This is a genomic window from Mycobacteroides sp. H001, assembly GCF_001440005.1.
GTDB classification, from domain to species: Bacteria; Actinomycetota; Actinomycetes; order Mycobacteriales; family Mycobacteriaceae; genus Mycobacterium; species Mycobacterium gwanakae.
This window is the reverse complement of the sequence record NZ_LJYH01000030.1, coordinates 146,174-171,563: the sequence shown is the minus strand read 5'-3', so window position 1 is coordinate 171,563 and position 25,390 is coordinate 146,174. Positions and strand designations below refer to the sequence as shown.

24 protein-coding genes, 1 tRNA gene and 2 pseudogenes are annotated in these 25,390 nt (G+C 64.8%); 15 read left to right on the top strand and 12 right to left on the bottom strand.

Features of this window, described 5'->3' with window-relative positions; all coding sequences use genetic code 11:
- Window positions 1-17 precede the first annotated feature (17 nt).
- Window positions 18-1,577: a bifunctional aminoglycoside phosphotransferase/ATP-binding protein gene (locus AOT83_RS13755; protein ID WP_057964815.1), complete on the bottom strand. Its 1,560-nt coding sequence runs from the start codon at window positions 1,575-1,577 to the stop codon at window positions 18-20.
- 173 nt (window positions 1,578-1,750) lie between these two features.
- Between AOT83_RS13755 and AOT83_RS13750 the strand changes: the two genes are divergently transcribed.
- The 3 genes and pseudogenes from AOT83_RS13750 to AOT83_RS13740 all read left to right on the top strand — a co-directional run.
- Window positions 1,751-2,743 (top strand): NAD(P)H nitroreductase, encoded by a 993-nt coding sequence (locus tag AOT83_RS13750; RefSeq protein ID WP_030096601.1) that lies wholly within the window; start codon window positions 1,751-1,753, stop codon window positions 2,741-2,743.
- A gap of 9 nt (window positions 2,744-2,752) precedes the next feature.
- On the top strand, window positions 2,753-3,610 hold the full coding sequence (locus tag AOT83_RS13745) for a universal stress protein (protein WP_030096600.1): 858 nt from the start codon (window positions 2,753-2,755) through the stop codon (window positions 3,608-3,610).
- Window positions 3,611-3,762: 152 nt separating this feature from the next.
- Window positions 3,763-4,056, top strand: a pseudogene (locus tag AOT83_RS13740) (hypothetical protein); the annotation flags it as partial.
- Window positions 4,057-4,252: 196 nt separating this feature from the next.
- Here AOT83_RS13740 and AOT83_RS13735 read toward each other — a convergent pair.
- Window positions 4,253-4,477 (bottom strand): hypothetical protein, encoded by a 225-nt coding sequence (locus tag AOT83_RS13735; RefSeq protein ID WP_044105109.1) that lies wholly within the window; start codon window positions 4,475-4,477, stop codon window positions 4,253-4,255.
- Window positions 4,474-5,748 carry a S8 family serine peptidase gene (locus AOT83_RS13730; RefSeq protein WP_030096598.1) on the bottom strand — a complete coding sequence of 425 codons (1,275 nt, stop codon included), beginning with the start codon at window positions 5,746-5,748 and terminating at the stop codon, window positions 4,474-4,476. The genes AOT83_RS13735 and AOT83_RS13730 overlap by 4 nt, the downstream gene beginning before the upstream one ends.
- A 276-nt stretch (window positions 5,749-6,024) precedes the next feature.
- On the opposite strand from AOT83_RS13730, the pseudogene AOT83_RS13725 reads away from it, so the two are divergent.
- Window positions 6,025-6,222, top strand: a pseudogene (locus AOT83_RS13725) (hypothetical protein); the annotation flags it as partial.
- Between the two features lie 73 nt (window positions 6,223-6,295).
- Here the strand turns inward: AOT83_RS13725 and AOT83_RS13720 are convergent.
- Window positions 6,296-8,905 (bottom strand): LuxR family transcriptional regulator, encoded by a 2,610-nt coding sequence (locus AOT83_RS13720; protein ID WP_057964921.1) that lies wholly within the window; start codon window positions 8,903-8,905, stop codon window positions 6,296-6,298.
- 103 nt (window positions 8,906-9,008) lie between these two features.
- Window positions 9,009-10,133, bottom strand: coding sequence for a catalase family protein (locus AOT83_RS13715; protein WP_057964922.1), 1,125 nt, complete (start codon window positions 10,131-10,133; stop codon window positions 9,009-9,011).
- A gap of 248 nt (window positions 10,134-10,381) precedes the next feature.
- Between AOT83_RS13715 and AOT83_RS13710 the strand changes: the two genes are divergently transcribed.
- From AOT83_RS13710 to AOT83_RS13690, 5 genes are all read left to right on the top strand, one after another.
- On the top strand, window positions 10,382-12,187 hold the full coding sequence (locus AOT83_RS13710) for a peroxidase family protein (RefSeq protein WP_057964816.1): 1,806 nt from the start codon (window positions 10,382-10,384) through the stop codon (window positions 12,185-12,187).
- A gap of 81 nt (window positions 12,188-12,268) precedes the next feature.
- The gene (locus AOT83_RS13705) at window positions 12,269-13,795 is read left to right on the top strand and encodes a S8 family peptidase (RefSeq protein WP_057964817.1); all 1,527 of its coding nucleotides are present in this window, start codon (window positions 12,269-12,271) and stop codon (window positions 13,793-13,795) included.
- 17 nt (window positions 13,796-13,812) lie between these two features.
- Complete coding sequence (locus AOT83_RS13700; protein ID WP_030096593.1) at window positions 13,813-15,084, top strand: hypothetical protein; 1,272 nt, start codon at window positions 13,813-13,815, stop codon at window positions 15,082-15,084.
- Between the two features lie 120 nt (window positions 15,085-15,204).
- The gene (locus tag AOT83_RS13695; protein ID WP_057964818.1) at window positions 15,205-16,149 is read left to right on the top strand and encodes a serine protease; all 945 of its coding nucleotides are present in this window, start codon (window positions 15,205-15,207) and stop codon (window positions 16,147-16,149) included.
- Window positions 16,150-16,193: 44 nt separating this feature from the next.
- A complete protein-coding gene (locus tag AOT83_RS13690; RefSeq protein ID WP_057964819.1) occupies window positions 16,194-16,436 on the top strand; it encodes a hypothetical protein in 243 nt (80 codons plus the stop codon).
- Window positions 16,437-16,452: 16 nt separating this feature from the next.
- Here AOT83_RS13690 and AOT83_RS13685 read toward each other — a convergent pair whose 3' ends face one another.
- Complete coding sequence (locus AOT83_RS13685) at window positions 16,453-16,704, bottom strand: hypothetical protein (RefSeq protein WP_199340635.1); 252 nt, start codon at window positions 16,702-16,704, stop codon at window positions 16,453-16,455.
- A gap of 175 nt (window positions 16,705-16,879) precedes the next feature.
- Here AOT83_RS13685 and AOT83_RS13680 point away from each other — a divergent pair, with 175 nt between their 5' ends.
- Genes AOT83_RS13680 through AOT83_RS13670 form a run of 3 tightly spaced genes read left to right on the top strand, consistent with a single transcriptional unit; the run spans window position 16,880 to window position 18,572 of the window.
- Window positions 16,880-17,347, top strand: coding sequence for a PadR family transcriptional regulator (locus AOT83_RS13680; RefSeq protein WP_030096589.1), 468 nt, complete (start codon window positions 16,880-16,882; stop codon window positions 17,345-17,347).
- Window positions 17,344-17,718 carry a 2TM domain-containing protein gene (locus AOT83_RS13675; protein WP_057964820.1) on the top strand — a complete coding sequence of 125 codons (375 nt, stop codon included), beginning with the start codon at window positions 17,344-17,346 and terminating at the stop codon, window positions 17,716-17,718. Before AOT83_RS13680 ends, AOT83_RS13675 begins: the two co-directional genes overlap by 4 nt.
- Window positions 17,715-18,572, top strand: coding sequence for a metal-dependent hydrolase (locus AOT83_RS13670; protein WP_057964821.1), 858 nt, complete (start codon window positions 17,715-17,717; stop codon window positions 18,570-18,572). The genes AOT83_RS13675 and AOT83_RS13670 overlap by 4 nt, the downstream gene beginning before the upstream one ends.
- Before the next feature lie 75 nt (window positions 18,573-18,647).
- On the opposite strand, the gene AOT83_RS13665 is transcribed toward AOT83_RS13670, so the two are convergent.
- Window positions 18,648-18,730: transfer RNA gene (locus AOT83_RS13665), tRNA-Tyr, on the bottom strand.
- A 90-nt stretch (window positions 18,731-18,820) separates the two neighbouring features.
- Here AOT83_RS13665 and AOT83_RS13660 point away from each other — a divergent pair.
- Window positions 18,821-19,312 carry a YajQ family cyclic di-GMP-binding protein gene (locus AOT83_RS13660; protein WP_030096586.1) on the top strand — a complete coding sequence of 164 codons (492 nt, stop codon included), beginning with the start codon at window positions 18,821-18,823 and terminating at the stop codon, window positions 19,310-19,312.
- 12 nt (window positions 19,313-19,324) lie between these two features.
- Window positions 19,325-19,972 (top strand): LysE family translocator, encoded by a 648-nt coding sequence (locus AOT83_RS13655; protein ID WP_030096585.1) that lies wholly within the window; start codon window positions 19,325-19,327, stop codon window positions 19,970-19,972.
- Here AOT83_RS13655 and AOT83_RS13650 read toward each other — a convergent pair.
- Complete coding sequence (locus AOT83_RS13650; RefSeq protein ID WP_030096584.1) at window positions 19,969-21,018, bottom strand: TIGR03617 family F420-dependent LLM class oxidoreductase; 1,050 nt, start codon at window positions 21,016-21,018, stop codon at window positions 19,969-19,971. The genes AOT83_RS13655 and AOT83_RS13650 overlap by 4 nt on opposite strands.
- Before the next feature lie 34 nt (window positions 21,019-21,052).
- Between AOT83_RS13650 and AOT83_RS13645 the strand changes: the two genes are divergently transcribed.
- The gene (locus AOT83_RS13645) at window positions 21,053-22,075 is read left to right on the top strand and encodes an NAD(P)H-dependent glycerol-3-phosphate dehydrogenase (RefSeq protein WP_030096583.1); all 1,023 of its coding nucleotides are present in this window, start codon (window positions 21,053-21,055) and stop codon (window positions 22,073-22,075) included.
- Here AOT83_RS13645 and AOT83_RS13640 read toward each other — a convergent pair whose 3' ends face one another.
- From AOT83_RS13640 to AOT83_RS13625, 4 genes are read right to left on the bottom strand one after another with little or no spacing between them, the layout of a single operon-like run.
- On the bottom strand, window positions 22,076-22,888 hold the full coding sequence (locus AOT83_RS13640; RefSeq protein WP_030096582.1) for an RsiV family protein: 813 nt from the start codon (window positions 22,886-22,888) through the stop codon (window positions 22,076-22,078). It lies immediately after the preceding gene.
- Between the two features lie 20 nt (window positions 22,889-22,908).
- Complete coding sequence (locus AOT83_RS13635; RefSeq protein WP_046254735.1) at window positions 22,909-23,400, bottom strand: hypothetical protein; 492 nt, start codon at window positions 23,398-23,400, stop codon at window positions 22,909-22,911.
- Between the two features lie 37 nt (window positions 23,401-23,437).
- A complete protein-coding gene (locus AOT83_RS13630) occupies window positions 23,438-24,505 on the bottom strand; it encodes a ferredoxin--NADP reductase (RefSeq protein ID WP_030096580.1) in 1,068 nt (355 codons plus the stop codon).
- A gap of 9 nt (window positions 24,506-24,514) precedes the next feature.
- On the bottom strand, window positions 24,515-25,378 hold the full coding sequence (locus AOT83_RS13625) for an SDR family NAD(P)-dependent oxidoreductase (protein ID WP_030096579.1): 864 nt from the start codon (window positions 25,376-25,378) through the stop codon (window positions 24,515-24,517).
- Between the last annotated feature and the right edge of the window lie 12 nt (window positions 25,379-25,390).

Here is a 25,390-nt window from a genome sequence, read left to right as displayed (position 1 = left end):
GTGACGGCTCGCATGCGCTACCGGGGGTGACATGGCACGGGGGCGTACAACGCCTGCCGGCACAGTTCCTCGGCCTCGGCGGTCGACCGTTCCAGCGGTAACCGTGTATCGATCACGTGCGCCTCGCCCCACCCGTTGTCCACACCGACGAACTCAGAACTCAACGCCGCCGCGATATCACCGCTGGCGTCCGACACTCCGTCGTGACGGGCGGCCACCCGATGTTGGGCTGTGACCAGCGGCGCCATGCACAAGAACTCCACCATCGGCGCTCCGGCTTCGTATGCGAGCTGATGCGCCCGCAACCGATGGCGCGGATTGCGCCAGGTCGCGTCGAGGATGACGGTGTGTCCTCCGGCCAGGCATACCCGCGCTCTGCGAAGCACAGCGTCGTACACGGCGGCCACGTTCTCCGGGGAGTACAGCCCCGCGTCGAGCACCCCCTTTCCGCCGGATATCACGCCCAGACGATGCAACTGATGGCGCACCTCATCGGTGGAGATGATCTGAGCACCAACATCTTCCGATATCCGGCGCGCCAAGGTGCTCTTACCTGTGCCTGGTCCGCCGCCTACCAGCACAAGCCGAACCGTTGCCGCACTCAGGTGGCTCAGCGCCATCGACACATGTTTGGTGGCCCGGGCCAGGGCCGCGCGCTGCCCCTGGGCGAACCGGGTGCAATCCACCTTGGCCCGGACCAAAGATCGATAGGCGATGTAGAAGTGCCGCAACGGCTCCGGTGCGGGATCGGCGGATAGTTCCACGTAGCGATTCATGAAGTACTCGCCCAGGTCCCGCCGCCCCAGGAATTCCAGATCCATGGCCAGGAATGCGGCATCGTCGAGGCTGTCCGCGTGCCGCAGCCGGTCGTCGAATTCCAGACAATCGAGCATCACCGGACCATCGGGCAGGCAGAAGACGTCGCTGGCCATCAGATCACCGTGCCCGTCGATGATCCTGTGGTCGGCGATGCGCTGTGCGAACAGCACCGCCCGCCCGGAGATGAACTGTGTCGCAAGTGTCCGGACCATGCGCACGTCGTCCGCGGCGAGCACCGTTCCGACGTACTTCTCCAACGAGGTCAGCGTGTCCTCCCAACGGTCGACGACAGCGTCAAGCGCTCCGGCCTCGTCGATCGACGGGCTGCGATCGGCACGCTTGTGGAATGCCGCCAGCACCTCCGCGACCGCATCCAGATGCGACTTGGTGACCCGGCCCGCCTTGGCCATCGCCGACAATCGCGCGGCATCGGGGTAGCGCCGCATCACCACGACCGGTTCGCCCGGCCCGCCCTCGGGATCGGTGAGGTGCGAGACACCGATGTAGCTGTCACTTGAGATGCGGCTGTTGAGCGCCACCTCACGGGCACAAGCCCTTTCGCGAAGCTCCAGGGTGCTGAAGTCGAGGAGGTTGGTGACCACGGGTTTTTTGAGTTTGTATGCCCGCCCTCCAGCCAAAATTACGATACCCGTGTGTGTTTCACGGATCTCTGCACCGACGTACGTGGGGCTGGCGGTCGATCGCATTGCGCGCATGACTTCATCGTCGCCGGGTGCGGGACGCGGATATCCGGCCATGTGCCCCTGATCTGTGGGTCGGAAGTCACCAGTTCTGCCCCACCAGGGCCCTCTCCGCGTTTCCCGGGCCACATACCCGGGGACTTCGGGTCCGTGGCCGGTGACCAAATGCCCTGTCCGCGCCCAGATGTGTCACCGAGAGTCGATATCACCACCAGTGAGCGGAGCCCGACATGCCCAAGACGATGGTTCACATCGACGTAGTCCAGACTGCGATCCAACTTGCGTGCCGTGCACCGTCTTTGCACAACACTCAGCCATGGCGCTGGATCGTCGACCCGGGCTCCGGGGCCGGTGATTTGCACCTATACCTGGACCGCTCGCGCTGCGTGAACAGAACTGACGACAGGGGCCGCGAAGCGATCATCAGCTGCGGTGCAGCTCTGGACCATTTCCGGGTAGCGATGGCCTCGGCGGGCTGGATGGCACGGGTGGAACGGATCCCCGACCCCGACAACCCCGACCATCTCGCGGCCATCACGTTCTTGCCCAGATCCGTCGTGGTGGTGGGCGATCGTCGACGTGCGGATGCGATCCTGCAGCGCCGCACCGATCGCCTTCCGTTCGAGTCGCCGCCGAACTGGTCGCAGTTCGCCCGGATGTTGAACTCGGTGATCTCCGATCGGGCGGTGATCCTGGATGTGATCGACGATGCGATGCGGCCGAGACTGGCCGAGGCGTCGGCACTCAGCGATGCCCTGCGTATCTACGATTCGGCCTACCAAAACGAACTCGATTGGTGGACAGCATCGTTCACGCTGAGAGAAGGTATTCCGCGCAGTGCGCTGGTGTCGGCTGGCGAGAGCGATCATGTCGACATCGGCCGCACCTTCCCGGTCGTCTCAGAACGGACCACACGGCCCGGCCTGCAGGAAGATCGGGCCAAGGTCCTGGCGCTGTCCACCGCCAGGGACACCCCAAAACACCTGCTGCGCTGCGGCGAGCTGCTGTCCGAGGTGCTGCTGGAAGCGACCCTGGCCGGGATGGCGACCTGCACCATCACGCACATGCTGGAACTGACCGCCAGTCGCGAGGTCGTCGGCGCCACCATCGGGCGAGCGCACCCGCAGGCATTGATCCGGGTTGGCCTTGCTCCGACCTTCGGTCGCGTCCCGCCCCCGACGCCCCGGCGATCGCTTGCCGATGTGTTCGAGATCCGCGGCTAGGGCACTGCCATGAGCGAGATCCCCACCTCCCAGTCCGCGGTGATCGTCGGCATCGATGGTTCACGATCCGCGGTTCGGGCCGCGTTATGGGCGGTCGATGAGGCACTGCACCGTGACGTACCGCTGCGTCTGGTCCACGTGGCTCCCCAGCCGGAGTTCCCGGAGTTCGACAACGAGCCAAGCACCGCCGGGATGGCGCTACGGCATGCCGTCCGCGAGATCGGGTCGACGCGAAAGCCAGTGAAGGTTCACGCCGATATCCGGCACGGACGGGTAGCGGACGTGCTGCTGGACGCCTCACGCAACGCCCTCATGTTGTGCGTGGGCGCGATCGGCATCAGCGGTTCCGACACCAGGAAAGTCGGATCGACTGCAGCGGAAGTTCTCCGGTCGGTGCGCTGCCCGGTCGCGGTGATCCGTGATGGCCAGGTACCGGCCGGTGCGGAGCCCTCAGTGGTGGTGGAGGTCGACGAGACCCACGAGTCGGTGGCCTCGTTGGAACTCGCGGCGCACGAGGCACGGCTGCGCCGCGCACCGATGCGCGTCCTGCTGCGCCATCGCCCGATGCCTCTCTTCGGGCATCGGGTCGCCACCTTGGCACGCGACGACCGTCAGGTGGCGGCCGTCCTGCTGGAGCGACGCCTGGCGCCGATACGGGCACGGCACTCCGACCTGGACATCCGCGTACTCGATCCGGTGGGCGGCACGCTGGATTACCTGGAACGCCACGGGCATTCCGTACAGCTGGTGGTTCTCGGAGCCGGCGATGCGGCACACGTGCAGGAGTTGGTCGGCCCCAATGGATGCGGCGTGCTGGGTCGCACGCACTGTTCGGTGCTCGTTGCCGCGCGTCAGCGGCTGCTGTAGACAGCACCATCGGGTGATGCCCACCACGCGTGATGCCTTCGTATGGGGTACCTCGCTACTCGCGTCATCGGGACCGTGTCGGATCAGGATCGTTGTGTACCGCTTTTACACAACGAAACCGAGCCACACATCCCGTGCCGGGAGGAGTCGAAATGATTACGCGAACTGCCCCGTACAGCGTCTCGCCGGACGTCAGCCTGCTCATCCTGGTTGAGGCCGGCCCCGCACACGACCTTCGTGAGCATCCGGGTGCAATCAATTCGGCCACACCGATTTTCGAGGCCATTCGGGTGGCCGGGCACACGGTTGCACCCCTCCACGCCAATGCCGCGGGTGTACCGCCCGAGCTGCGGTCCATCTTCGTGGTCACCGCGCCTGCCTGCCCCGAGTTCGAGCGGCTCGCCGAACATCTGCGGGCCCTTCCCGGTGTTGCCGCGACCTATCTGGAATGTGACGACGCCCGCCCGGGGCCTGCCACCGTCAGTGCCATCCCGGTATCGATCGGTGCCCAGCGCCGGGCACTGATCCGCCGTGTCACCCACCGCGGCGTCGGTGCACTGGGCGCACGCCGGCTCGCCGGCTAGTAGACACCCAGTGGGGGCGGTGCGCTCTCGCACCGCCCCCACTGGCTTAGGTGACCCGCTACTGGATACCCGCATTGGGCGGGGCGATATGCGTCCGCCCCTCGGGTTCCACCACCATTACTCCGGGGATATCCACCAGCGCAGCGGCATTCGCGATATCACCGGATACCACACCGATCTCGCGGTGCACCTGCATACCGGCCATGCCAGCGGCCCGCAACGCGGCCACCGTGCCGTCGAAATCACGCTCTTCGATCGTCACGGTGACCCGCTGCGCCGTCACTGTGGGGCCTGTACTAGCCCGGCACCCACATCCACGGCCGGAACGTTGAGCGGTACCGCGTGCTGCAACAGCACCGCCCAGAGCTGCCGGCCGGTGAGCCCCGTGGCCTCGCACCAGAGCGCCGCGATACCGGACACATGGGGCGTGGCCATGCTGGTTCCGCTGATCGAGTTGTAGCGCTTCGGCATCGGCCACGAGGAGTACACATCGACACCCGGTCCAGCAAGGTCGATGCGGCCGGCCGCCTTCGTCTTGGTGCTCGAACGCGCCGAGAACCAGCCCGGGTTCAAGGACGAATCCACCGCGGCGATGGCCATGATCGACCGGCTGTTCGCGGGCACGCCGACGAAGCCGTAGTTTCCGATCCTGCGGTTGGCGTTGTTCCCCGCCGCGGCGATGATCAACGAACCGCGGTCCAGCGCACGCTGACCCACCGTCTCATAGGCGAGGGACGTCTTATCGACGTTGGCGCCCAACGACATCGAGATGACGGCGCAGTTGTTGGCCACCGCCCAGTTGATGCCCGCGAGAATACCGCCGTCGGCCCCCGACCCGGCGTTACTCAGCACCTTGCCCGCGAAGATCTCGGCCTCGGTCGCCGCTCCATAACGACGACTCCCCCGCGGAGAGCGCGGTCCACACGAGGTACCGATGCAGTGTGTGCCGTGTCCATGTCCATCGTCGGCGCTCTCGCCGTCGATGAACGACTGCATGGTCACGTGACGCTTCTTGAAGTCCGGATGTGCGGCGTCGAAGCCCGTGTCCAGCACCGCCACCCGAACCCCGCGGCCGGTCTTTGAACTCGTGTCTGTTCTCGTGGCCTGCAGACCCCACGTCGACGAGTCATTATCGGCATAGGCAGCGGCGAGTTCTTCGACGGTCGCGGTGTCGGCCTGCAACCGCGCGAAGAGGTCGGAGACACCATGCTGGTAGCCGCTGAGGTATTCGGCGGAGGTGACCGTGAGTGCGTGATGGATCAACTCCGGTTCCACGGACAACACCGTGCCGCCAGCCGACGCCGCGGCCTGAAGCGCCATGGTCTGCTCCGGGTCGGAATCCACGACGGCGAGACCGAGCTCGTCGAACACCGTGGCATCGGCGTCGACGACGGCGCTGATATCCATCGCTTGATTCTCAAAATCGCTGCTGTGTGCGATGTTCGAGATCCCCGCAATACCTGCAAGCGTGGTGACGTTGTTTCCGCGCGCCGTTGCCGGTGCGAAGACAACCACTTGTCTTCCTGTGTAGATCTGCGAGTCGGTGTTAGTCATTTCCAGGTCCGTCCTTTCCTGACGTACGTGATGAGAAGCCGTAGACGCCCAACGGGAGATAGACGCACTAGCTCGGCTACCAGCAATGGTCGGCAGCGTCGCGCGATTTCGAACGAGTGATCCACTACCTGCATTTGGGCGCGGTCGGTGCCGCCCCGGCGAGGCCGCAGCGCGTCATCTCATCCCCCGCCAGGAACGAGGTAGCCCGCTACTCGTGCGGGTACCGGCCCGCGAGCCCTACCGTTTCAGCAGACCCATCACCCAAGGGAGCCGATCATGACAACGCTTGAACGACAAGCAATCCGGCAGCCGTCACCGACACCCACGACCAAGGTTGCGGCCAGTGGCACCGCCGGCGCCATCTCGGTCGTGCTGGTCTTCGTCCTCGGCAAGTTCAATGTCGAGATACCCGGAGACGTCGGCTCGGCCATCACCGTCCTCTTCTCCGTCGCATCCGGGTACTTGGTGCACGAACGCACCGTTCTGCAGCCACCGGATTCGGAGAACGCCGCGGACGAATGAACCACCGCTGGCAGTGGGCACCCGCCTATTCCTGCGGGCTCGTCAGGTCGCTCCACACGATCTTGGCAAGCTGATCACGGTCTGCGACATCGAGTTTGATGCACGCCCGGTAGATGTGGCCCTCGATGGTCCGCACCGACAGCGTGAGGCGCTCGGCGATCTCGCGGTTGCACAATCCCTCCCCGATGAGCGCCGCGATCTCACGTTCACGTGCGGTGACCGGCAGCGGGCGCGCGGCGGCCCGGATCGCGGGCGTAGCGGCACCACCGCATTGACCTGCGATCCGCAGTGCACGCGCAGCGGATTCGGCGCTCTTGCTCCGGTCTCCATCGCGACCGCGTACCGCCACCGCCTGTGCTGCGGCGTCCGCGGCCGAAAGCAGCAGGCCCGCGTTCTCGAACTCACCACTCACCACATCCAGCGCCGAGGCATCCGAGGCACCGACCGCGACCGCATGCCGCGCATACAGCTGCACCAGCGGACCATGCACGCGCGGGACGAGCGACCCGAGGCGGCGACCCACGGTCCGGTCACCGAACCGCGCCGCATGGTGCAGGGCCTCGGCCTCCACCGCGTATTGGCCCGCGGTGTGTGCGGCGTCCGCCGCGCGCCGGGCGATATCGACCGCCGACCGGTCTGCACCGCGCGCGGCGGCAAGCCAGGATTTCGCGATCAGCAGCTGGGGGTCGTGCAATGCGACGAACTGTCCTGAGTGTTCTCCGGATTCGGTCAGCACACGCTCGGCGTCTTCCACCTTTCCGAGTGCGGCGTAGGCGCGGGCCAGCAATAGCCGTGCGGGCAGCTGCCAGGGCAGTGGCTTCTCGGCATTGAGCGCGGCCAGCGCCTGTTCGATCGACGATATCGCCGTCGGGAAGGCGCCGCGGTGCACGGCAACCAGACCGGCCATGATGCGCGCTATCGCCCACGCCAGAAACTGTCCGGCCGAGGAGAATTCGGTGTATTCCGTAACCCGGCGGTCGGCCAGCCGGAGCTGCCCCGTGTAGACAAGTGCCAGCACATCGCAGTAACGCACCATCACCGCGATCATGCCGTCGGTGGATCTTTTCTGCGCACGGCACCTCGCGGCGATCGGCTCGAACTCGTCGCCGCGGCCAGCGACGGGCAGCGCGAGCCCGATACCGAACGCCGCGAATTCCACCGCCTGCCGGGGAGCCTCCGGATCTGACAGCACCAGCGTCGCCGCCGCCAGCCCCTCGTCGAACTGGTTCTCGTGCACGGCCAACGCCGCCCCCGTCGCGTCGACGACCAGTTTCAGGGCGGGATGCTGCACCCGTTCACGCAGCAGCGCCATCAGCTCGTGTGCACGCCGCACATCGCCCATCGACCAGAACGCGATGGACACCAGCGGAAGGCCCCACAGGACCAGCGAGAGTTCATCGAGCTGGTCCGGATCGAACTCAGCGAGCACCTGCTCGGCTTCCTCGGGCCGGCCCTGCCACAGCAGAGCGCGCGAGAGCACCTCGGCCGCGCGCAGCCCTCCGTCACGTTCCACCGCACAGCGCGCCAGATGCTCACCCACCGGCAGGTTGGACAGATACACCGCGTCCTTCGCGGCGGAGACCAGGAGGGCCGGGTCGGTGGCCTCGTCGCTGCCGACCGACAACTGCGCGAGCCGGATGCGCTTGGCAGCCGAGTCGATGTCCCGCTCCCGGAGTGCCCGCACCAGCTGACCGCGCAGACGCCGGGCCGATGCGGTGCCCACTCTGCGCCGGATCACCTCGCCCAGCATCGGATGGCTGAACCGCACATTCATCCGCCGGCCATCGGCTTCGACACGGACGAAGCCGCTGAGCTCGGCACCGTCCAGAGCATCGCCACCGGCGATCTCGCACAATGTGTCGAGATTGAGCGGTTCACACAAGGACAGCAGTTTCAGCACGTTGAGTACGTCGCCATCCAACTGTTCGAGGCGATCTCCGAGCAGTGCGGCCAGCCCCGACGGGACAACCGTGTTACCGCGCAGTTGCCACACGCCGTTGACGGCGGTGAGGGATCCGGCCTCGACGGCCCCTTCCACCAGATGTCGCAGGAACAGCGGATTTCCACCGGATGACTCCCACATCACGTCGGCGCTCAGCCCTTCGAGGGCTCCGCCGAGCACCGATTCCACGAGGGCGACACTCTGCTGCTTGGTGAACGCCTCGAGTTCGAACCGGCGCAGGTAGTCGTCCTTCCACAATGCGGTGACCGCATCGGGAACGGGCTCGCCGCTACGCACGGTGGCCACCAGCCGGCCCGCATGGCCGACCGCGATCTGATGCAGCAGAGTCGCCGACAGATCATCCAGCAGATGAGCATCGTCGATCCCGATGATCGGATTTGGCGTCGCGACAATGGATTCCCGCGCCGCAGCAATGAGCGCAGCCGGGTCACGCGATCCGGTTGTCTGTATCCAGTGAGCGAACACGCCCAGCGGAATGTTCCGCGACGACTCGGTGCACGCCACCCAGCGAACCTGGCATTCCAGCGAGTCGGTGACCGTGCGCGCGAGGGTGGTCTTGCCCACTCCCGCCGAGCCGACCAGCACCACACCGCACGACAGGCTGTCCGACAGCGTCGCGCGGACAGCCTCGAATTCGTTTGGGCGGTCGAGCAACTGCCAGCTCCCCGACATGGAGAAAGAGTTTAGATCGCGACGGCGGTTTGCGTGGGCCAGTCCGGGGGCCGGTTTCTCCGGCGCGGCTGGTTTGGTGATCGCACGTGTCATCGCAACCATCTCAGTCCGGTAGATCCTGAACCCCGGCCGGCTCCATCCGCGACACACCGTTCTTCTCATGCCGAAAGTTGCTGGAGGCCTCGTAAACCCGAAGTTTCAACCTGTTGATCGACCCCAATGGCCGATGCGCGGCCAGGGCGCGCCATGAATTGAAGGACAGTACGTCGTCGCCGAACACCCGCCTCTTGTCACCATATGAATCTTGCACGGGGAAGACGATTTTGGCGATTCCCCGATGCGGGGAGTCCCCTTCCGGCCACGCGACGGTGGCATCTTCCAGGGGCATGGTCTTCTCGTCGGTGCACAGTTGCGCCCTCAGTTCGTACTCAGCACTGTTGTGCCGGAAGAACTCTGATACCAGGTGGCGGAACTCGTCGTCGGCGATGTCGTCCGGCAGAAGTACCCCTTCGAGGTCCCGCACGGACTTCGACAGTGGTACGTAACTGAGCTTGGCCACATACTCTCCGTACCGCAGCGGCGCCGAGGAATAGAACGTGTCACCGAGGATGTGGGTGTTGGGACGAACGAACACGGCCACCGATTCCGGCAGTGAGAGTCCCACGCGTGGAAGCAGTTTCGCCACCCCGCCGAGAAAGTTGCTACCCAGCCTCAGCGCGGTGTCCGGCAGCCGTGCCAGCAACCAGGCCGTGGGCATCCCCCGCCGTAGATATGCTTTCGCGTCGGCGAAGAGGAACTCGCGGTGGGTGACCAGCACGAAATCCTGGGTGGTGGCCTCGTCATCAGGGAGCGTCCGCGGGCCCGCCACACCCAGGACCTTGATGCCCAGACCCCGCACGCCCCGGATCCGGTCGCTGCGCAGCAGGCCAGACGTGGTGGACAACCTGGAGATGATCGGATAACTACCGGGCGTTGCGAACATGCCCTGGCGTAGGTGCGGTGGCAGGTCCGGATAGACCGTCAGCTCCCCGCGCAAGATGCCGTGGCTCTTCGCATGCGCATCACGAACGGCATGCCGATACTTCCGGAAGGCCCGCTGGTTGTTCGTGTGCAGCACCTTGACGATCTTGTCGATGGCTTCCTCCTCGCCGGGAGGTGCCGCGTCCATGTTCTCGTTGTACCGAAGGTAGGTACGCGTCGCTTCGATCGATTCATCGGTGGCGCCCATCGCGGTCCAGTCCTCCCGTATTAGTGGTCCGGGACGGTCGATATCCATCGGACACGGTGACGTTCTCAGTGTCGTGAATGCCGGAAGTGCCGCGCATGAGTACACGACTACTCAATCCTGCGCTGCGGCCAGCGCCCATGTGCGTGAATTGACGAGGTATTCCCGGTGCGATCGGAAATTCGATTTCGTGGGTATCGAGTAGCGCAATACTCACGTTCTGACGCGTCAGAATTTGTCAGCATTACGGTATGGCGAAAAAGAGTGGACCAGCCACATCAGCCACCACATTGGCCTCGTGGCTCGCAACACGAATTGATCGGTCGGTCGGGTGGTCGCGCCTGCCCACGGTATTCGGCATCGCAGTGCTCATCGGGCTCCGTAACGCGCTGCGCGCCGACAATCTGTTCGATACGGGGCGGGCGCCGGGTGGATCACCGCCGCCGGAGGACGCCGCCTGCCGCAGTGCCCGGACGTTGGACGGCACCTACAACAACCTCGAACATCCGCTGATGGGGTCGGTGGGCAGCCGGTTCGGGCGTAACGCGCCCCTTGCCCAGACCTTCCCCGAGTCCTCCGAACAACTCCTGGACCCAAACCCGCGGCTGATCAGCCGCAGGCTGCTGACCCGCGACGAGTTCATTCCGGCGACGACGCTGAACGTGCTGGCCGCGGCATGGATCCAATTCGAGGTCCACGACTGGTTCAGCCATAACACCGTCGAAGCCGAGCCATGGACGGTTCCGCTCGACGGGAACGATCCGTGGCCACAACGGCCGATGCAGATACGCCGCACCGCACCCGACCCATGCCCCGATGCGTCCGGCCCCCCGACGTTCGTCACGCAGGACACCCATTGGTGGGACGGATCGCAGGTCTACGGTGGCACCCGCGCCATCGCCGATGCACTGCGTACCGGGACCGGGGGCACGCTACGGCTGGATGGACAAGGCCTGCCGCCTGCTGATGTCGAGGCGCTGGCCAGCACATCAGAGACGGCCGTGAACTTCTGGGTCGGCCTGGCCATCCTGCATTCGCTGTTCATGCGGGAACACAACGCGATCTGCGAGCATCTGGCTGCCTGTCATCCGGAAATGTCCGACCAGGAGCTGTACGACAAGGCCCGCCTAGTCAACACAGCGCTGATGGCGAAAATCCACACGATCGACTGGACTCCCGCCATAATCGGGCACCCCACCACGGTATTCGCGATGAACTCCAACTGGTCCGGCATTCTGGGCGAGCGCCTAGGCAACCTATTTCGGCGCCAGCCGCATAACGCTCTGCTGCGCGGTATACCCGGCTCCCCCACAAGTCTGCATAACGTGCCATATTCGCTGACCGAAGAATTTGTCGCGGTGTACCGCATGCACCCGCTAATTCCCGATCGTTTCGTGCTGCGGTCGGCCTCCGATGATTCCGTGATCGCCGAACACGAATTACCGGATCTGGCCGTACAACATGTGCGAACCCGCTTCAGCGAGACGCCGATAGAGAACATCATTTATTCGTTCGGCCGTGCCAATCCGGGTGCGCTGACTCTGCATAACTTCCCGCGTCATCTGCAACGTCTGGAGCGGCCGGACGGATCCATTTTGGACCTCGCCGCCATCGACGTTCTTCGGGTCCGTGAACGGGGCGTGCCCCGTTACAACGAGTTCCGGCGGATGCTGCGTCTGCGGCCAGTGTCTTCGTTCAGCGAGCTCACCGACGACCCCGTGGTGGCCAAGGAGCTCGCGGCCATATACGGCGATATCGAGCGAGTGGATCTGATGGTCGGGCTGTACGCGGAGCCCAAACCGAAGGGATTTGGGTTCAGCGACACCGCTTTTCGAATTTTCGTGCTGATGGCGTCCCGCCGGCTGGAGAGCGACAGATTTTTCACAACCGACTTCCGGCCCCAGATCTACACGCCGGAAGGCATCGCGTGGGTCAGGGACAACTCGATGCGTTCGGTGCTGCTCCGGCACTTCCCGTCCCTGCATGCCGCCCTGGACGGTATCGCGAATCCTTTCGCACCGTGGACGCCCGCGTGGGCCAGCGGATCGACCGAGTAGGCGAATACTCATGACCGACAAGGACGTTTGGGTTCACAATCGTCAGATGAGTTCCACCGGATTCATGCCCTTCGGTGTGCGATGACCAGCCCCGTCCCACGTGGGCCCAAACGGCCATCGGTCATCAGCCCGATGGTCCTGGCCGATCCGCAGACGGCACTGCCGGCCGAGGCCAACGCCTTGGTCACCGACGATGACGATCGCAGGATGGTGCTGATCGAGCTTCTCGTCGGGGCGGGTGTCGACCCCGACGATGTGCGCGACCAATTCCTGCACATGTTCCATCGGGTACTGCGCGACGAGCCGCCCACACCAACGCCCGTCGGCCGCCACTATGTACGGTGCATGCTCACCCCCGACGAAATCCAGCGCCTGGTCCGCGGTGGCGCCAAGTCCCCTACCGCCAAAAGCGCACAACAAGCGCTGCAGCTGATCCGGCGGGTGTGGCCGGATCTGGTGGTGGAGGCGCATCTGGACCGCTCACTCACCACGATCAAGGCCGATGCGGCGATCCGTACCTATGGCTCCGGCGGGACCGGAGTCGTTTGGGCCGTGCTGGATTCGGGAATCGATGCCGAGCATCCCCATTTCGCCGCTAACGGCACCCTCACCGCGGATTCCGTGATGCCGCTGCACAAAGATTTCACGCTTTCCCCGGAGGCCTCGAAGGGGCCGCTCGTCGACGTCTACGGACACGGCACCCATGTGGCCGGAATCATCGCAGGCGAATCCCCCACCGACCCGAAACTCATCCGGATCGCATCCACTCAACCGACCGCCGAGGGGCTGCCGGAATGGGTTCCGCGAGTGCTGGCGCAGGGGTCGCGGCTGTCCGGGGTGGCGCCGCACGCCAACCTGGTGAGCCTGAAGGTCCTCGACGACGACGGCAAGACCCTGTCCAGTGTGCTCATCGACGCCCTCAACTATGTGCGCGAGATCAACAGCTACGGCAACGATCTACAGATCCACGGCGTGAATCTGTCGCTGGGATGCGGATGGATGCCGAGGGATTACGCGGCGGGCCAAAGCCCGCTGTGCCGGGAGCTCGATCTGCTCACCGGATCAGGGGTGGTCTGCGTCGTCAGTGCCGGAAACCTCGGAGCCGGCACCGCGGCGGCCGGTGTGGGCGCCGCGATCTTGGGCACGACGGCCGATGTCTACGGCCAGCTTTCCACCATCACCGATCCCGGCAATGCTGCCACCGCCATCACTGTCGGCTCGGTCCACCGGTACCGGCCACATACCAGCGGTGTCACCTTCGACTCCTCCAAGGGGCCGACCCTCGATGGCCGACGCAAACCCGACCTGGTGGCCCCTGGTGAGCGGATCACCTCTGCGGCAACCGGTCTCATGGCCAAGGGCATTGACCTGTTGAAGGACGACGGCACCGAGGGGGCCGCAAACTACATCGAAGACAGCGGGACCTCGATGGCCGCCGCACATGTGTCGGGTGCGATCGCCGCATTTTTGTCGGCTCGCACGGAGTTCGTGGGTAAACCACAAGAGGTCAAGGACATCTTCCTGAAGTCGGCCGTCGACTTGGGGCGCCACGAGTTCTTTCAGGGCGCGGGGCTTGTCGACCTGATGCGTGCACTATCCAACACCTAGAGACGAGCGAGTACATCATGACCACCATCAAAGGATTGCCATACTACGAACCGGATTTCAATGCCGATGGCTCACTCAACGACGCCACCGGTGACGGCGATGGCGGTCTGCCGGCCGCAGTCGCCGCCGGTGGTATCACCGATCTGTTCCTGATGTCACACGGATGGAACAACAGTGTGGCCTCCGCGCGCCAGCTCTACACCGCGATGTTCTCGTTGATCGCCGATCAGCTCGGCGGCGATACAGACGGTGTGGCCGTCGCGGGAATCAACTGGCCGTCGGTGCTGCTGCCCGACGACAGCCCCGATAGCGCGCCGCCCGTACCTTCCACGGGCGCGGAGCTGGCCGCGGCGCTCACGCCACGCTTTCCCGGCCAGGCCGCGCAACTGAAAAAGATGGGCGAGCTGCTCGACGAGAAACCGCAGCAGTCCGCCAAGCTCATCGAGTTCCACACCTTGGCCGCCGGACTGGTCACCACCCCCGCCCAGTCGCAGGAGGACAGCGGCGAGTCCGACATCGTGAAGGGCGATCCGCTCGCGGTGTTCGGGCAAGCCTCTGCCATGGCACCGAAATCGACGAGTGCCGCACAGGGACTTGGCAATCCCTTCGCCGCGCTGTGGTCGGGGGCTCGCGAGATCCTGCGCACGATGAGCTATTACGAGATGAAGAACCGGGCCGGAGTTATCGGCCAGCGCGGCCTCGGTCCGCTGCTGGCCTCACTGTCAGGCCCCGACGGCCCGCCCCGTATTCACCTCATCGGACACAGTTTCGGGGCGCGACTGGTCTCCTACGCGCTGGCAGGGCTTCCGACAACCGGCACGAGCCCCGTCAAGTCGCTCACCCTGATCCAGGGCGCCTTCTCCCACTTCACCTTCAACCGCAAGCTGCTCTTCGATCCGGGACGAGGACCCGGCGGCCTGGCCGGGCTCGAAGAGCGTGTGGACGGGCCGCTGCTGTCGACATACACCGCCGCCGATCGCGCGGTCGGCTGGTGGTACCCGGCGGCCAGCATGCTCGCGCGGCAGGACAGCCAAGCCGGACAAGACCCCTGGTTCCGCTGGGGGGCAATGGGTCACGACGGATACCAGCAGGATCCGGCCGCGACGACACTCGAACTTGCCGTGGCCGGAAAGCCGTACGACTTCCAGCGCGGGCATTTCTACCGGCTTGACGCCAACAAGGTCATCGACGACGCCAGCCAATCCCAGTTCAGCGGTGCGCACAGCGATATCAAGCACCCCGAGGTGGCGTGGGCTATCGTCTCCGCCGCCCGCGCCACCCAGAACTGAACACGAAAACTGCTCCCGCAGTGTGAGATCGAGTACCGCACTACGCATGAATCAATCTCCGGTACCGAACAGGATGAATACGTCCTAGCTCGAACTCACACCCTATGCAGGGAGACAAAAATGGCCACCGCAGTCAAGTCAACGAATCACAAGCCGTCCGAGACCGGGTACGAAATTTCAGGGGCCGCCGGTGCGGCCGCTGTTACCGAACACGAATTACCGTCGGCACAAGCGAGCAACGCCGACACCGAAACCACCAACGCCGCAACACAAGCACACGGTGAATCCACAGTCAGTGAACTGGGTTCCGTCGACGGGCTGAGCACCGACGAGTCGGAACTCGCACCACTGGACGCCATTCTGGGTAGTTACCCCGAGTTGGCCAACAGCGCCGAGGTCATCATCGGTACCGATGATCGCGTTCGGGTCGGCAACACCACCACGTTCCCCTGGCGCGCAATCTGCCACCTGATCATCACCTCCGCCAACAACCGCACCTATGTCGGAACGGGCTGGCTGATCGCTCCCCGCACCGTGATGACGGCCGGGCACTGCGTCTACATGCATGCCGATGGCGGCTGGGTGCGCTCGATCCAGGTGATCCCCGGGCGCAATGCCGGTGTCCGACCGTTCGGCACGCACGTGGGTACCGCCTTCCGCAGCGTCACCGGCTGGACCCAGAACCAGAATCGCCACAACGACTATGGCGCAATCATCCTGCCAGCGTCGTCACGTCCGGGCGATCAGACGGGATACTTCGGTTTCGCCACTCGCAATGACGATTTCCTGAAGGCCGCCGCGCTGAACCTGTCCGGGTATCCCGGCGAGAAGAACGGCGAGCAGTGGTTCATGGCGCAACGCACCAAGTCGGTCTCCGACCGCGTCATCACCTATGACATCGACACCACGGGCGGTCAGAGCGGTTCACCGGTGTGGGTGTTGCAGAACGGCAACCGTTACGGCGTCGGCATTCACACCAATGGCGCCAACTCGGGCAACTCCGCCACCCGGATCAACAGCGCCGTCTTCAACAACATGTCGACGTGGAAGAGTGGCGGTATGTGACAAGGCTTTTCAGGTAATCGGAGAATCCGGACACAGGAGGATACGTGGTCGGCATCTCGTTTCGAGACTCCGCCGGGCGCCCGATGGCCGGTGCTGTGATCAGCATCGACTCGGCGCCCGGCGAGGTCCACGACATTGCCATGGTGGCCGACGATTGGGGCGAGGTGGTCATCTCCGCACCGGTGGCCGGTGACTATCGATTTCTTGTGTCGCACACCGGGAAGACCTTTCATGCCACGGCCCATATCGCCGAGGGACAAGATCAGCTCACGGTGACCGCCGGCTAGACCGTCCCAGCGCCGATCAGTACGCCGTCCCGCCTGATGTCTCGCGCGTGGCCGGGTAACAACCGTGCAGGCCGCTGATGAGACGATGCGCCTCGTCAAGTTCCTTGCGCATGGCACGCAAGCGCCGATGATGCCGGGGGGCAGCAAGATTCGCGTGGCGGTCAATCTGCCGCTCGGCCTTGTCGATCTGTTGCGACACGTAGTTCACATGCTCATACAGCGACCGCAGCAGGACCCGAGCCTGCGCCACCGCCGCGTCTTCAGCCATGCGGGCATGGTCGCACCAATTCCCCCACTGTTCGCGCCGGCGCGGGGCAGATCGGGAAATGAACCACAACAGATGTAGTGCCTCCCTGGCGAACCGCCCACCAAACTATTGACTTCGTAATAGTTTCGATATTACTTTCGTAATAGTTTCGTAGGTGTGGAGAGGAGGCACTGTCATGGCACGTTTCTTCCGTCATGGCGAGCTGCCCCTCGTGCTCCTTGCGCTCCTGGCGCAGCGGCCCATGCACGGCTATGAACTGATGTCCGAACTATCACGGCTCTTCGGCGCCGGCGGCTACCAACCATCGCCCGGCACCGTGTATCCCGCAGTCGAAGCACTGGCCGCCGAAGGCCTCCTGACCGGCCAGACACGCGAGGGCCGGACGGTCTACCGCGCGTCAGCCGAGGGCGAGCGGGCACTGACCAGCAGAGCCGACGTGCTGGCAGGCGTGGAGCTGCGCACCGGCGCACGGTTCGGCCGCGGCGACTCATTCGAGAAGATCCTCGCCCGGTTCTCCGCGCGGATCATGCCGTCGGCAGGCCGGGTGGATCCCACCGCGGTGGAGAAGATCCTCGATCAGGCCGCCCTGGAGATTACTGGCCTTGCCCGAGTTGACGATCGCAGGAGAGGAGCCAAGCAGTGAGCGATGACGCCTTTGAACGTGCAGTGGAACGTGCCGAACGCCGGGCCGACGAGGAACAGCGACGGCTCGATCGAAAACGCCGGGCATGGATCGGGCAGATGAATCGAACTGCCTTCCGGATCCACGCCAGCACCTACGCCGCTGTGCAGGTCCTGCTCGTGGCGATCTGGGCGCTTACCTGGCAGTTCGACCATGGCACGGCATACCCGTGGTTCATCTATCCCCTCTTGGGCTGGGGAATCGCCCTCATCGCCCACTACATCGTCGCCAGCTCCATCTGGCGTCATCATCCCGACACCGACCCAGAGCCCTGGCCTGCCGAGGGCGTCAATCGAGCCACCCGTGAAACACCCACCCAGGAGCCGCTATGAACACCCCTGTTGACGAAGCCGCCCGGCCCATCAAGACAAGGCGTATCACGTTCCGGTATCCGACCGGTTCATTGAATCGCCACTACGTGCAGGGCGATCTGGTGATGAGCCACATCATCGCGATGCTGTCGGCAGTGTTCCCGGAGGGAGAGGACTACTTCATCCGGTCCGTCAAACACTTCTCTGACCAGATCACCGACCCCGTGCTGAAGAAACAGGTGGCCGGGTTCATCGGTCAGGAGGTGACACACGGGCGCGAGCACCGCGAGCTCAACGAGCGGCTGCAGCAGATGGGTTACCCGACGGACATCGTCGACCGGATGACCAAACGAGGGATGAGTCTCTATACGCGGTACCTGCCGCCTCGATTCAACCTTGCCATGACGGCGGCCCTGGAGCATTACACCGCGACGCTCGCCGAGACCCTGCTGACCGATCAGCGCGCGCAAGATCTGCTGGGCGAGGGCGAGGTCCGCTCGATGCTCCTCTGGCACGCGCTGGAGGAGTCCGAACATCGCGCCGTGGCCTTCGACGTCTATCGAACGGTCGGGGGCAGCGAGCGCATGCGCGCGTGGGCGATGCGGCTGATCACGACGGTGTTCCTGTGCGGGACGCTCCTGGACACCCTGATGTCGCTGCTTCTCGACCGGGCGGCGTACAACCCCGTCAGGTTGTTCAGAAGCATTGCCGAACTGCGGCATTCACCCTTCGTAACCCGGGACGTGCTCGCCCGCGTCAGGGCCTACAACCGGCCTGGTTTCCATCCGGATGAGTTCGACAACACCGACCTGGTTGAACGCTGGAACACCGAACTCTTCGGCGAGCAGGGGCAGCTGGCCGGCCATCTGCGCTGAGCCGATACGCCGGGCGCAATCTGCGCATCCCCCTGAAAAAACCTCAGGCCCCCTCGAAAGGGGGCCTGAGTGCTGTGGCGGGTGCAGGATTCGAACCTGCGTAGGCGTAAGCCGACGGATTTACAGTCCGCTCCCATTGGCCGCTCGGGCAACCCGCCTTATCAGACGATGCAGGATACAACGATAGGGTCGTGCCAACGCAAACCGACTGGATACGGAACATACGAAGACCAGAAAGAGGAGCAGTCATGGCGGATTCATCATTCGACATCGTGAGCAAGATCGACCGCCAGGAGGTCGACAATGCGCTCAATCAGGCGGCCAAGGAGCTGACCACACGATTCGACTTCCGTGGGACCGACACCACTATCGCCTGGAAAGGTGACGAGACCATCGAGCTGATCAGCTCCACCGAGGAGCGCCTGAAGGCGGCCGTGGACGTCTTCAAGGAAAAGCTGATCCGCCGGGACATCAGCATGAAGGCATTCGACGCGGGCGACCCGCAGCCCAGCGGCAAGACCTACCGGCTCACCGGGACCCTCAAGCAGGGCATCGACACCGAGAACGCCAAGAAGATCAACAAGATCATCCGCGACGAGGGCCCCAAGGGTGTCAAGTCGCAGGTGCAGGGCGAAGAGATCCGGGTGTCGAGCAAGAAGCGTGATGACCTGCAGGCCGTCCAGGCACTGCTGAAGGGCTCGGACCTGGATATTGCCTTGCAGTTCGTGAACTACCGGTAGCAGGATCGGTCGATGATCCCCGCTGTCTCGCCATCACACCTGATCGGCTTCGCGCTCGTCGCTTACGCCCTCATCGTGATTCCGGGGCCGAGCGTGCTGTTTTCCGTCGGCCGTTCGCTCAGCCTGGGCCGCCGCGCGGGCCTGCTGAGCGTGCTGGGCAATACGGCAGGCACCGCGGTGTTCGTGGCGCCTGCGACGGCCGGACTGGGCGCCCTGCTGACCGCCTCCTCCTGGGCGCTGACGGCGGTGAAGCTGGTTGGCGCGGCCTATCTGATCTACCTTGGCGTACAGGCGATTCGGAACCGCAAGTCGCTCAACGAGGCATTGAACGCAGACCGGCCCGCGGCGGGACAACGACACGTCTTCCGGCAGGGCTTCATCGTCGGCCTGACCAACCCGAAGACGGCGTTGTTCTTCGCCGCGGTGCTGCCGCAGTTCGCCGATCCTGCCGCGGGCTCGGTGCCGACCCAGATCTTCCTCTTCGGCATCGTGTTCATCGCGATAGCTCTTGTCTCGGACAGCCTGTGGGCACTGCTGGCCAGCACCGCGCGCAATTGGTTCGCCCGTTCACCCAAGCGCCTGGAGACAATGGGCGGTGCGGGCGGCTTCATGATTGTCGGCCTGGGGGCCGGGGTGGCGATCTCAGGTACCCACGCCTAGCGAGCCTGCGCGCAGGCGGTCAGCAGCGCTGCCAGCAGTGCACGATCGGGCCGGTACGGGGTGTTGAAACCCAACCGGTGCACCAGATCGCCGTAGCGCTCCCGCAATTGGCGCGCGCCCTGCGCGGGATCGGTCACGGTGATCGCCGCGGTATCGACGAACTCGTCGTCGATCAGATTGGTCATCGCATCCCATTCGCCCTGTTTGGACAGCTCTTTGAGTTTCGGGCCAACCTCTGAGCGCCCGTGCAGTTCCAGGATCGGCCAGTAGGCGGGCGTGGACCCATAGAAGGCGAGTTGCTTGCGCACCGCCGCCCGCGCACTCGCCAGCTCGGTGTCGTCGCGCCCGATGATGATCATCGGCGAGTGGTGGATCTGAATGTCGGCGAGTGTCTTTCCGGACTTCTGCGCGCCACGTGCCAGCGTCGGCACGGTGATCTGCGCGAGGTAGCCGGGTGTACAGAACGGGTGGGACAAGAATCCGTCGGCCACCTCGCCCGCAACCTCGGTCATCCCGCTACCGACACCGGCCAGCCAGATAGGTGGCGGGCCAAAGGCGCTCACCTCGGCGGGATCAGGCATGAACATTGGCGTCATGAGGGTGTGCTGATAGAACTCGCCGCGATAGTCCAGACGCCCACCTTCCTGCCACGACTGCCAGATGGCGCGCACCGCCAGCACCATGTCACGCATCCGCGCCGCAGGACTGCTCCACGGCATGCCGAACCTACGGGTGATGTGCGGTTTGATCTGCGTGCCGAGCCCGAGGATGAATCGCCCGCCCGAGTAGGCCTGCAGATCCCAGCCAATGTTGGCCAACAGCATCGGATTTCGCGCGAAGGCGACCGCGATGGAGGTCCCCAGTGTGACATCCCTGGTGTGCTCGGCGGCCAGCAGCAGCGGCAGAAACGGGTCGTGCGCGCCCTCGAATGTCCAGATACCCGCGTAGCCGGCCCCCTCGGCTTCGGCGGCATCGGCGGCCATGGTGGTCAGCCCGGTCGTGAGCGTCACATCGATCAACACCGCACTCATATTGCCGAAGTCCATATTCGTGGCGCATCGGGCCCATACCCTGGCGGGCATGGCAGCACTTCGTGAACCACAAGTCGTCGTCCTCGGGGGCGGATCCTGGGGCACCACGGTGGCCTCGATTGTGGCGCGCCGCAGCCCCACCCTGCAGTGGGCCCGCTCGCCGGAAACCGTCGCGGATATCAATGAACGGCACCGCAATTCACGATATTTGAGCGACGAGGTCGAGCTGACCGAGAGCCTGCGCGCCACCTCGGATCTGCACGAGGCCATCGAGCAGGCCGACGTTGTGATCATGGGCGTTCCCTCACACAGCTTCCGCGAGGTACTGACCGAGATCGGGCAGTCCTTACGCCCATGGGTGCCGATCGTGTCGCTGGTCAAGGGCCTCGAGCAGGGCTCGCGGATGCGGATGTCGCAGATCATCGAGGAAGTGCTGCCAGGACACCCGGCGGGCATCCTGGCCGGGCCCAATATCGCCAAGGAGGTGGCGCGCGGGTACGCGGCCGCTGGTGTGGTCGCGATGCCCGATCAGCATCAGGCAGCGCGTCTGGGCGAGCTGTTCCGCACTTCGCGGTTCCGCGTGTACAGCACCAACGATGTGGTGGGTGTGGAGATGGCGGGTGCACTCAAGAACGTCTTCGCCATCGCCAGCGGCATGGGTTATGCGATCGGCATCGGTGAGAACACCCGCGCCATGGTGATCGCGCGGGCACTGCGGGAAATGACCAAACTCGGTGTGGCCATGGGCGGTAACCCGGAGACCTTTCCCGGCCTGGCGGGCCTGGGCGACCTCATCGTCACCTGCACGAGTGCCAGCAGCCGCAACCGGCACGTGGGCGAGGAGATCGGCAAGGGCAAGACCATCGACGAAATCATCGAATCGATGAATCAGGTGGCCGAGGGCGTGAAGGCGTCCTCCGTGGTGATGACCCTTGCCGACGAGTACGGCATCCAGATGCCGATCGCGCGTGAGGTCGACGGGGTGATCAACCACGGCTCCACGGTGGAGCAGGCCTACCGCGGACTCATGGCGGCCACACCCGGCCACGAGGTGCACGGCACCGGGTTCTGATCAGGCGGGCAGGTACTCGGGCTTCACCACATCGCGCAGCTCGGATAGCGCCACCCTGCTCTGCATCGGCCCCTCGGCGTACGCGGCCACGCGGTATGGCTCAAAGGAGAACAGCAGCGCGTCGCCGTCCAGCGAAAGTTCTGTGAAATTACCTGGCTCCGGAACTGTTCCGGTATCGACGAATTCGGTTCCCACACCGCCGAGCTGCGCGCGCAGATCGGCGCGGACCAGCGCGGCGATCTTGGGCAGAGCCGTCGCCAGGTCGATCACCAGTGACCCGATGGTGATGGGCTGTTTGGTGACGCGGTCGAAGGCCAGGGTGCGAAAGGCGAATCCCGGGTGATAGCCGCCGAGTGACTCACTGATCGAGAACCGCACGCTGTCGGAGGGATGCACACCCTTGCCCTGATACGCCTCGAAGCTGACCTGCAGCGCCCATGGCTTGCCTTCGGGCGGGGCTCCCGCACGCTCGACGGACTTGCGGAAATTAGCGCGGATATCCGCCACCAGCTCGTCGGTCGCCTTCTGGAGCTCGGGGAAGGACGAATCCCATTGGACGGGGATGAGCAGGTGCTGGGTGGCCAGCGGGGTGACCTCGTCGATGACGCAGCCCTGGGCGGCGTCCCAGCGACCGCCGTGTTTGGGGCAGGCCGGTTCGCCGGCGGGGTCAACGGTCGCGGTGGGGGTTGCCGCGGCGGAGGCCGACGCACTGGTGGATTCCTGCGCGGGGGCGTCCGTGGGTGCTTCTCCCCTATCGCAGCCGACAAGGACGATGCCGCACAGGACGGCGATCAGCAGGTTCCCAAGACGCATGCGACCAATCTAACCAGCGGCTAGGTGGTGTAGCTGCCGCCCGGACCCACCACGAAGCCGTTCTGCCAGCGGTTGTTGACACAGGTCAAGGTGCCGCCACCGTCCAGGCCGCAGCTGACCTCGCGGTAGCTCAGGCGATGCCCCGGCGCCAGGGGCTTGAAGACATCGCCGCCGAGGCCGTAGATCGGCCGGTCGGTGCTGGCGAAACCGGGGGCGTTACTGCCGCTGACGAGGTTCGCTCCATTGGGCGCCCCGGGCAGCGGGCCGCTGCAGCCATAGCTGGCATCGGCGCGCTTGATCATGCAGGAGATCCCACCGGGAATGGTGAAGCCGTATGCCGTGTCCGCCAAGACGCTGTACTCCAGCGGTGACACCGGAGTGAGGCCGTTGACGTTCGGAAGCCCGGACGGGTCAAGAGGATTCGGGGTGTCTGGGTCGGCGGACGCCACGCCCGCCAGCATCAAGGCGGCAATCGCGCTGGTCACGGCGCCAAGGATCGGCAGGGTACGCATCCCGTGACCATATCCAAGATCGCGCACAATCTCGCGTCTACTGGTCAAAGACGATATCGACGCTGTCGGTGACCGGAACGGCCTGACAGGCCAGCGTCAGCCCCATCGCCAGGTCGGCATCGACCAGGGTGTCGTTGCGAAGCATCCGTACCTCGCCGCGGCGCACCGTGCAGGCACACGCGCTGCAGGCACCCTCGCGGCATGAGTACGGAGCATCGAGGCCCTGGGCGAGCAGCACGTCGAGCAGCGGGGTGTTCCTGGGCCACTCGACGGTGACCTGTGTGCCGTCGAGTTCCACCGTCGCCTCCGCGGTGTCCCCGCCACCCTGCGGGACCACGATGTCGGCGAACGGGTCGCCGGTCAGCGACTGGTAGAGCTCGATGTGAATGTGGCTGGCCGGCATCCCGACGGCCGACAACGCGGCGCGCGCCCCGTCCATGAACGGCGCCGGGCCACAGATGTAGGTGCCGTACCGGGTGTAGGCCTTGAACAACTCGGCCATGGCGTCACGGGTCGGCAATCCCCGCTCGGATTCGAGCCAGTGCACAACCCGCAGCCGGTCCGGGAACTCCACCATGATGTCGTCGATCTCGGCACCGAATATGACGCTCTGCTCATCCCTGTTCGCGTAGAACAAGTAGACCGTTCCGGCACCACCCAGCAGCACCGACTTGGCGATGGACAGCATGGGAGTGATGCCACTACCGGCCGCGATCAGCAAGAAGTCGCCGTCCAGCGACCGCGGCACGAAAACCCCGGACGGGGTGAGCACGGTGATGTGATCACCCACGACGACGTTGTCGCACAGCCAGTTCGACGCGTAACCGCCGTCCGTGCGTTTGATGGTGACGACGAGGTCGTCATCGAGATGCGGTGAGCTGGACAGCGAGTAGCAGCGGGCCACCGATCCCGTTTGTTCACTGGGGATTTTCAGCGTGAGGAATTGCCCCGGTCGATACCGGAAGGCATCGACGAGGGCATCGGGCACTTCGAACACCAGGGAAACCGCATCCCCTGTCTCCCTGATGATCTCGACGACCTCCAGTGAATGTACGTGGGGATTGCCAGTCACCTTGGGGGCATCCGGTGTGACGGTGTCTGTCATCGACGGCGCCTAGAGCTCGATACCGAAACGGGCCGCGATCTTCTTGCCCGGCCCGTACTTGCCGAGTCCGTAGAACGGCGCCATCAGATCCCCGTAACGCGGTCCGATGATGCGCGGTATGGCGTCGAACACCCGGGCATCAGGACCGATCAACACGCGGGGCCGATTCTTCTCGACACCCCGCAGAATGATCCGCGCCGCCGAGTCCGGCCGGGTGATCGCCGCGAGCTGGAAGCCCTTTCGGACGGTTTCGCGGTCGACTCCCTCCGGGATACCGCGCGCACTTGAGGCGATGTTGGTCTTGATCCCGCCGGGGTGCACACAGGTGACTCCGACGGGGTACTTGGCTGCCCGGATCTCCTGACGCAGCGCCTCGGTGAAGCCACGAACGGCGAATTTCGCTGCGTTATAGGCACTCTGAGACGGGATGCCCATGAATCCAAACACCGACGACACATTGACGATGTGGCCATCGCCTGATTCGATGAGATGCGGCAGAAAGGCCTTGGTGCCGTGCGCGACTCCCCAGAAGTTGATGTTCATCAACCAGTCGAAGTCGTCCCATTCCATGTCTTTGACGTCGGCGGACAGTGCGACACCGGCATTGTTGAACACCAGGTTGACCTGACCGAACTCGTTCTTGACGTCTGCGGCATGGGCGTACACGGCCGCCCGGTCGGCGACGTCGAGTTCAAAGGGGATGGCGGTCGCGCCCGCCTTCTCGCAACGCCCGGCGGTATCGGCCACGCCCGCGGTGTCGATATCCGAGAGCGCCAACCGCGCACCGCGCTGGGCCAGATTCAAGGCCAGGCTGCGGCCGATACCCGAACCGGCACCGGTGATGACGGCGACCTTGTTGTCGAAGTTCTTCATCGTTCCTCGCTT

Bases quoted from the DNA above. Each gene is read 5' to 3' on its own strand.
- AOT83_RS13755 (WP_057964815.1), bottom strand. From the start codon at position 1,577: ATGGCCGGATATCCGCGTCCCGCACCCGGCGACGATGAAGTCATGCGC.
- AOT83_RS13750 (WP_030096601.1), top strand. From the start codon at position 1,751: ATGCCCAAGACGATGGTTCACATCGACGTAGTCCAGACTGCGATCCAA.
- AOT83_RS13745 (WP_030096600.1), top strand. From the start codon at position 2,753: ATGAGCGAGATCCCCACCTCCCAGTCCGCGGTGATCGTCGGCATCGAT.
- AOT83_RS13730 (WP_030096598.1), bottom strand. From the start codon at position 5,748: ATGACTAACACCGACTCGCAGATCTACACAGGAAGACAAGTGGTTGTC.
- AOT83_RS13720 (WP_057964921.1), bottom strand. From the start codon at position 8,905: ATGTCGGGGAGCTGGCAGTTGCTCGACCGCCCAAACGAATTCGAGGCT.
- AOT83_RS13715 (WP_057964922.1), bottom strand. From the start codon at position 10,133: ATGGGCGCCACCGATGAATCGATCGAAGCGACGCGTACCTACCTTCGG.
- AOT83_RS13710 (WP_057964816.1), top strand. From the start codon at position 10,382: ATGGCGAAAAAGAGTGGACCAGCCACATCAGCCACCACATTGGCCTCG.
- AOT83_RS13705 (WP_057964817.1), top strand. From the start codon at position 12,269: ATGACCAGCCCCGTCCCACGTGGGCCCAAACGGCCATCGGTCATCAGC.
- AOT83_RS13700 (WP_030096593.1), top strand. From the start codon at position 13,813: ATGACCACCATCAAAGGATTGCCATACTACGAACCGGATTTCAATGCC.
- AOT83_RS13695 (WP_057964818.1), top strand. From the start codon at position 15,205: ATGGCCACCGCAGTCAAGTCAACGAATCACAAGCCGTCCGAGACCGGG.
- AOT83_RS13685 (WP_199340635.1), bottom strand. From the start codon at position 16,704: ATGGCTGAAGACGCGGCGGTGGCGCAGGCTCGGGTCCTGCTGCGGTCG.
- AOT83_RS13680 (WP_030096589.1), top strand. From the start codon at position 16,880: ATGGCACGTTTCTTCCGTCATGGCGAGCTGCCCCTCGTGCTCCTTGCG.
- AOT83_RS13670 (WP_057964821.1), top strand. From the start codon at position 17,715: ATGAACACCCCTGTTGACGAAGCCGCCCGGCCCATCAAGACAAGGCGT.
- AOT83_RS13660 (WP_030096586.1), top strand. From the start codon at position 18,821: ATGGCGGATTCATCATTCGACATCGTGAGCAAGATCGACCGCCAGGAG.
- AOT83_RS13655 (WP_030096585.1), top strand. From the start codon at position 19,325: ATGATCCCCGCTGTCTCGCCATCACACCTGATCGGCTTCGCGCTCGTC.
- AOT83_RS13650 (WP_030096584.1), bottom strand. From the start codon at position 21,018: ATGGACTTCGGCAATATGAGTGCGGTGTTGATCGATGTGACGCTCACG.
- AOT83_RS13645 (WP_030096583.1), top strand. From the start codon at position 21,053: ATGGCAGCACTTCGTGAACCACAAGTCGTCGTCCTCGGGGGCGGATCC.
- AOT83_RS13640 (WP_030096582.1), bottom strand. From the start codon at position 22,888: ATGCGTCTTGGGAACCTGCTGATCGCCGTCCTGTGCGGCATCGTCCTT.
- AOT83_RS13635 (WP_046254735.1), bottom strand. From the start codon at position 23,400: ATGCGTACCCTGCCGATCCTTGGCGCCGTGACCAGCGCGATTGCCGCC.
- AOT83_RS13630 (WP_030096580.1), bottom strand. From the start codon at position 24,505: ATGACAGACACCGTCACACCGGATGCCCCCAAGGTGACTGGCAATCCC.
- AOT83_RS13625 (WP_030096579.1), bottom strand. From the start codon at position 25,378: ATGAAGAACTTCGACAACAAGGTCGCCGTCATCACCGGTGCCGGTTCG.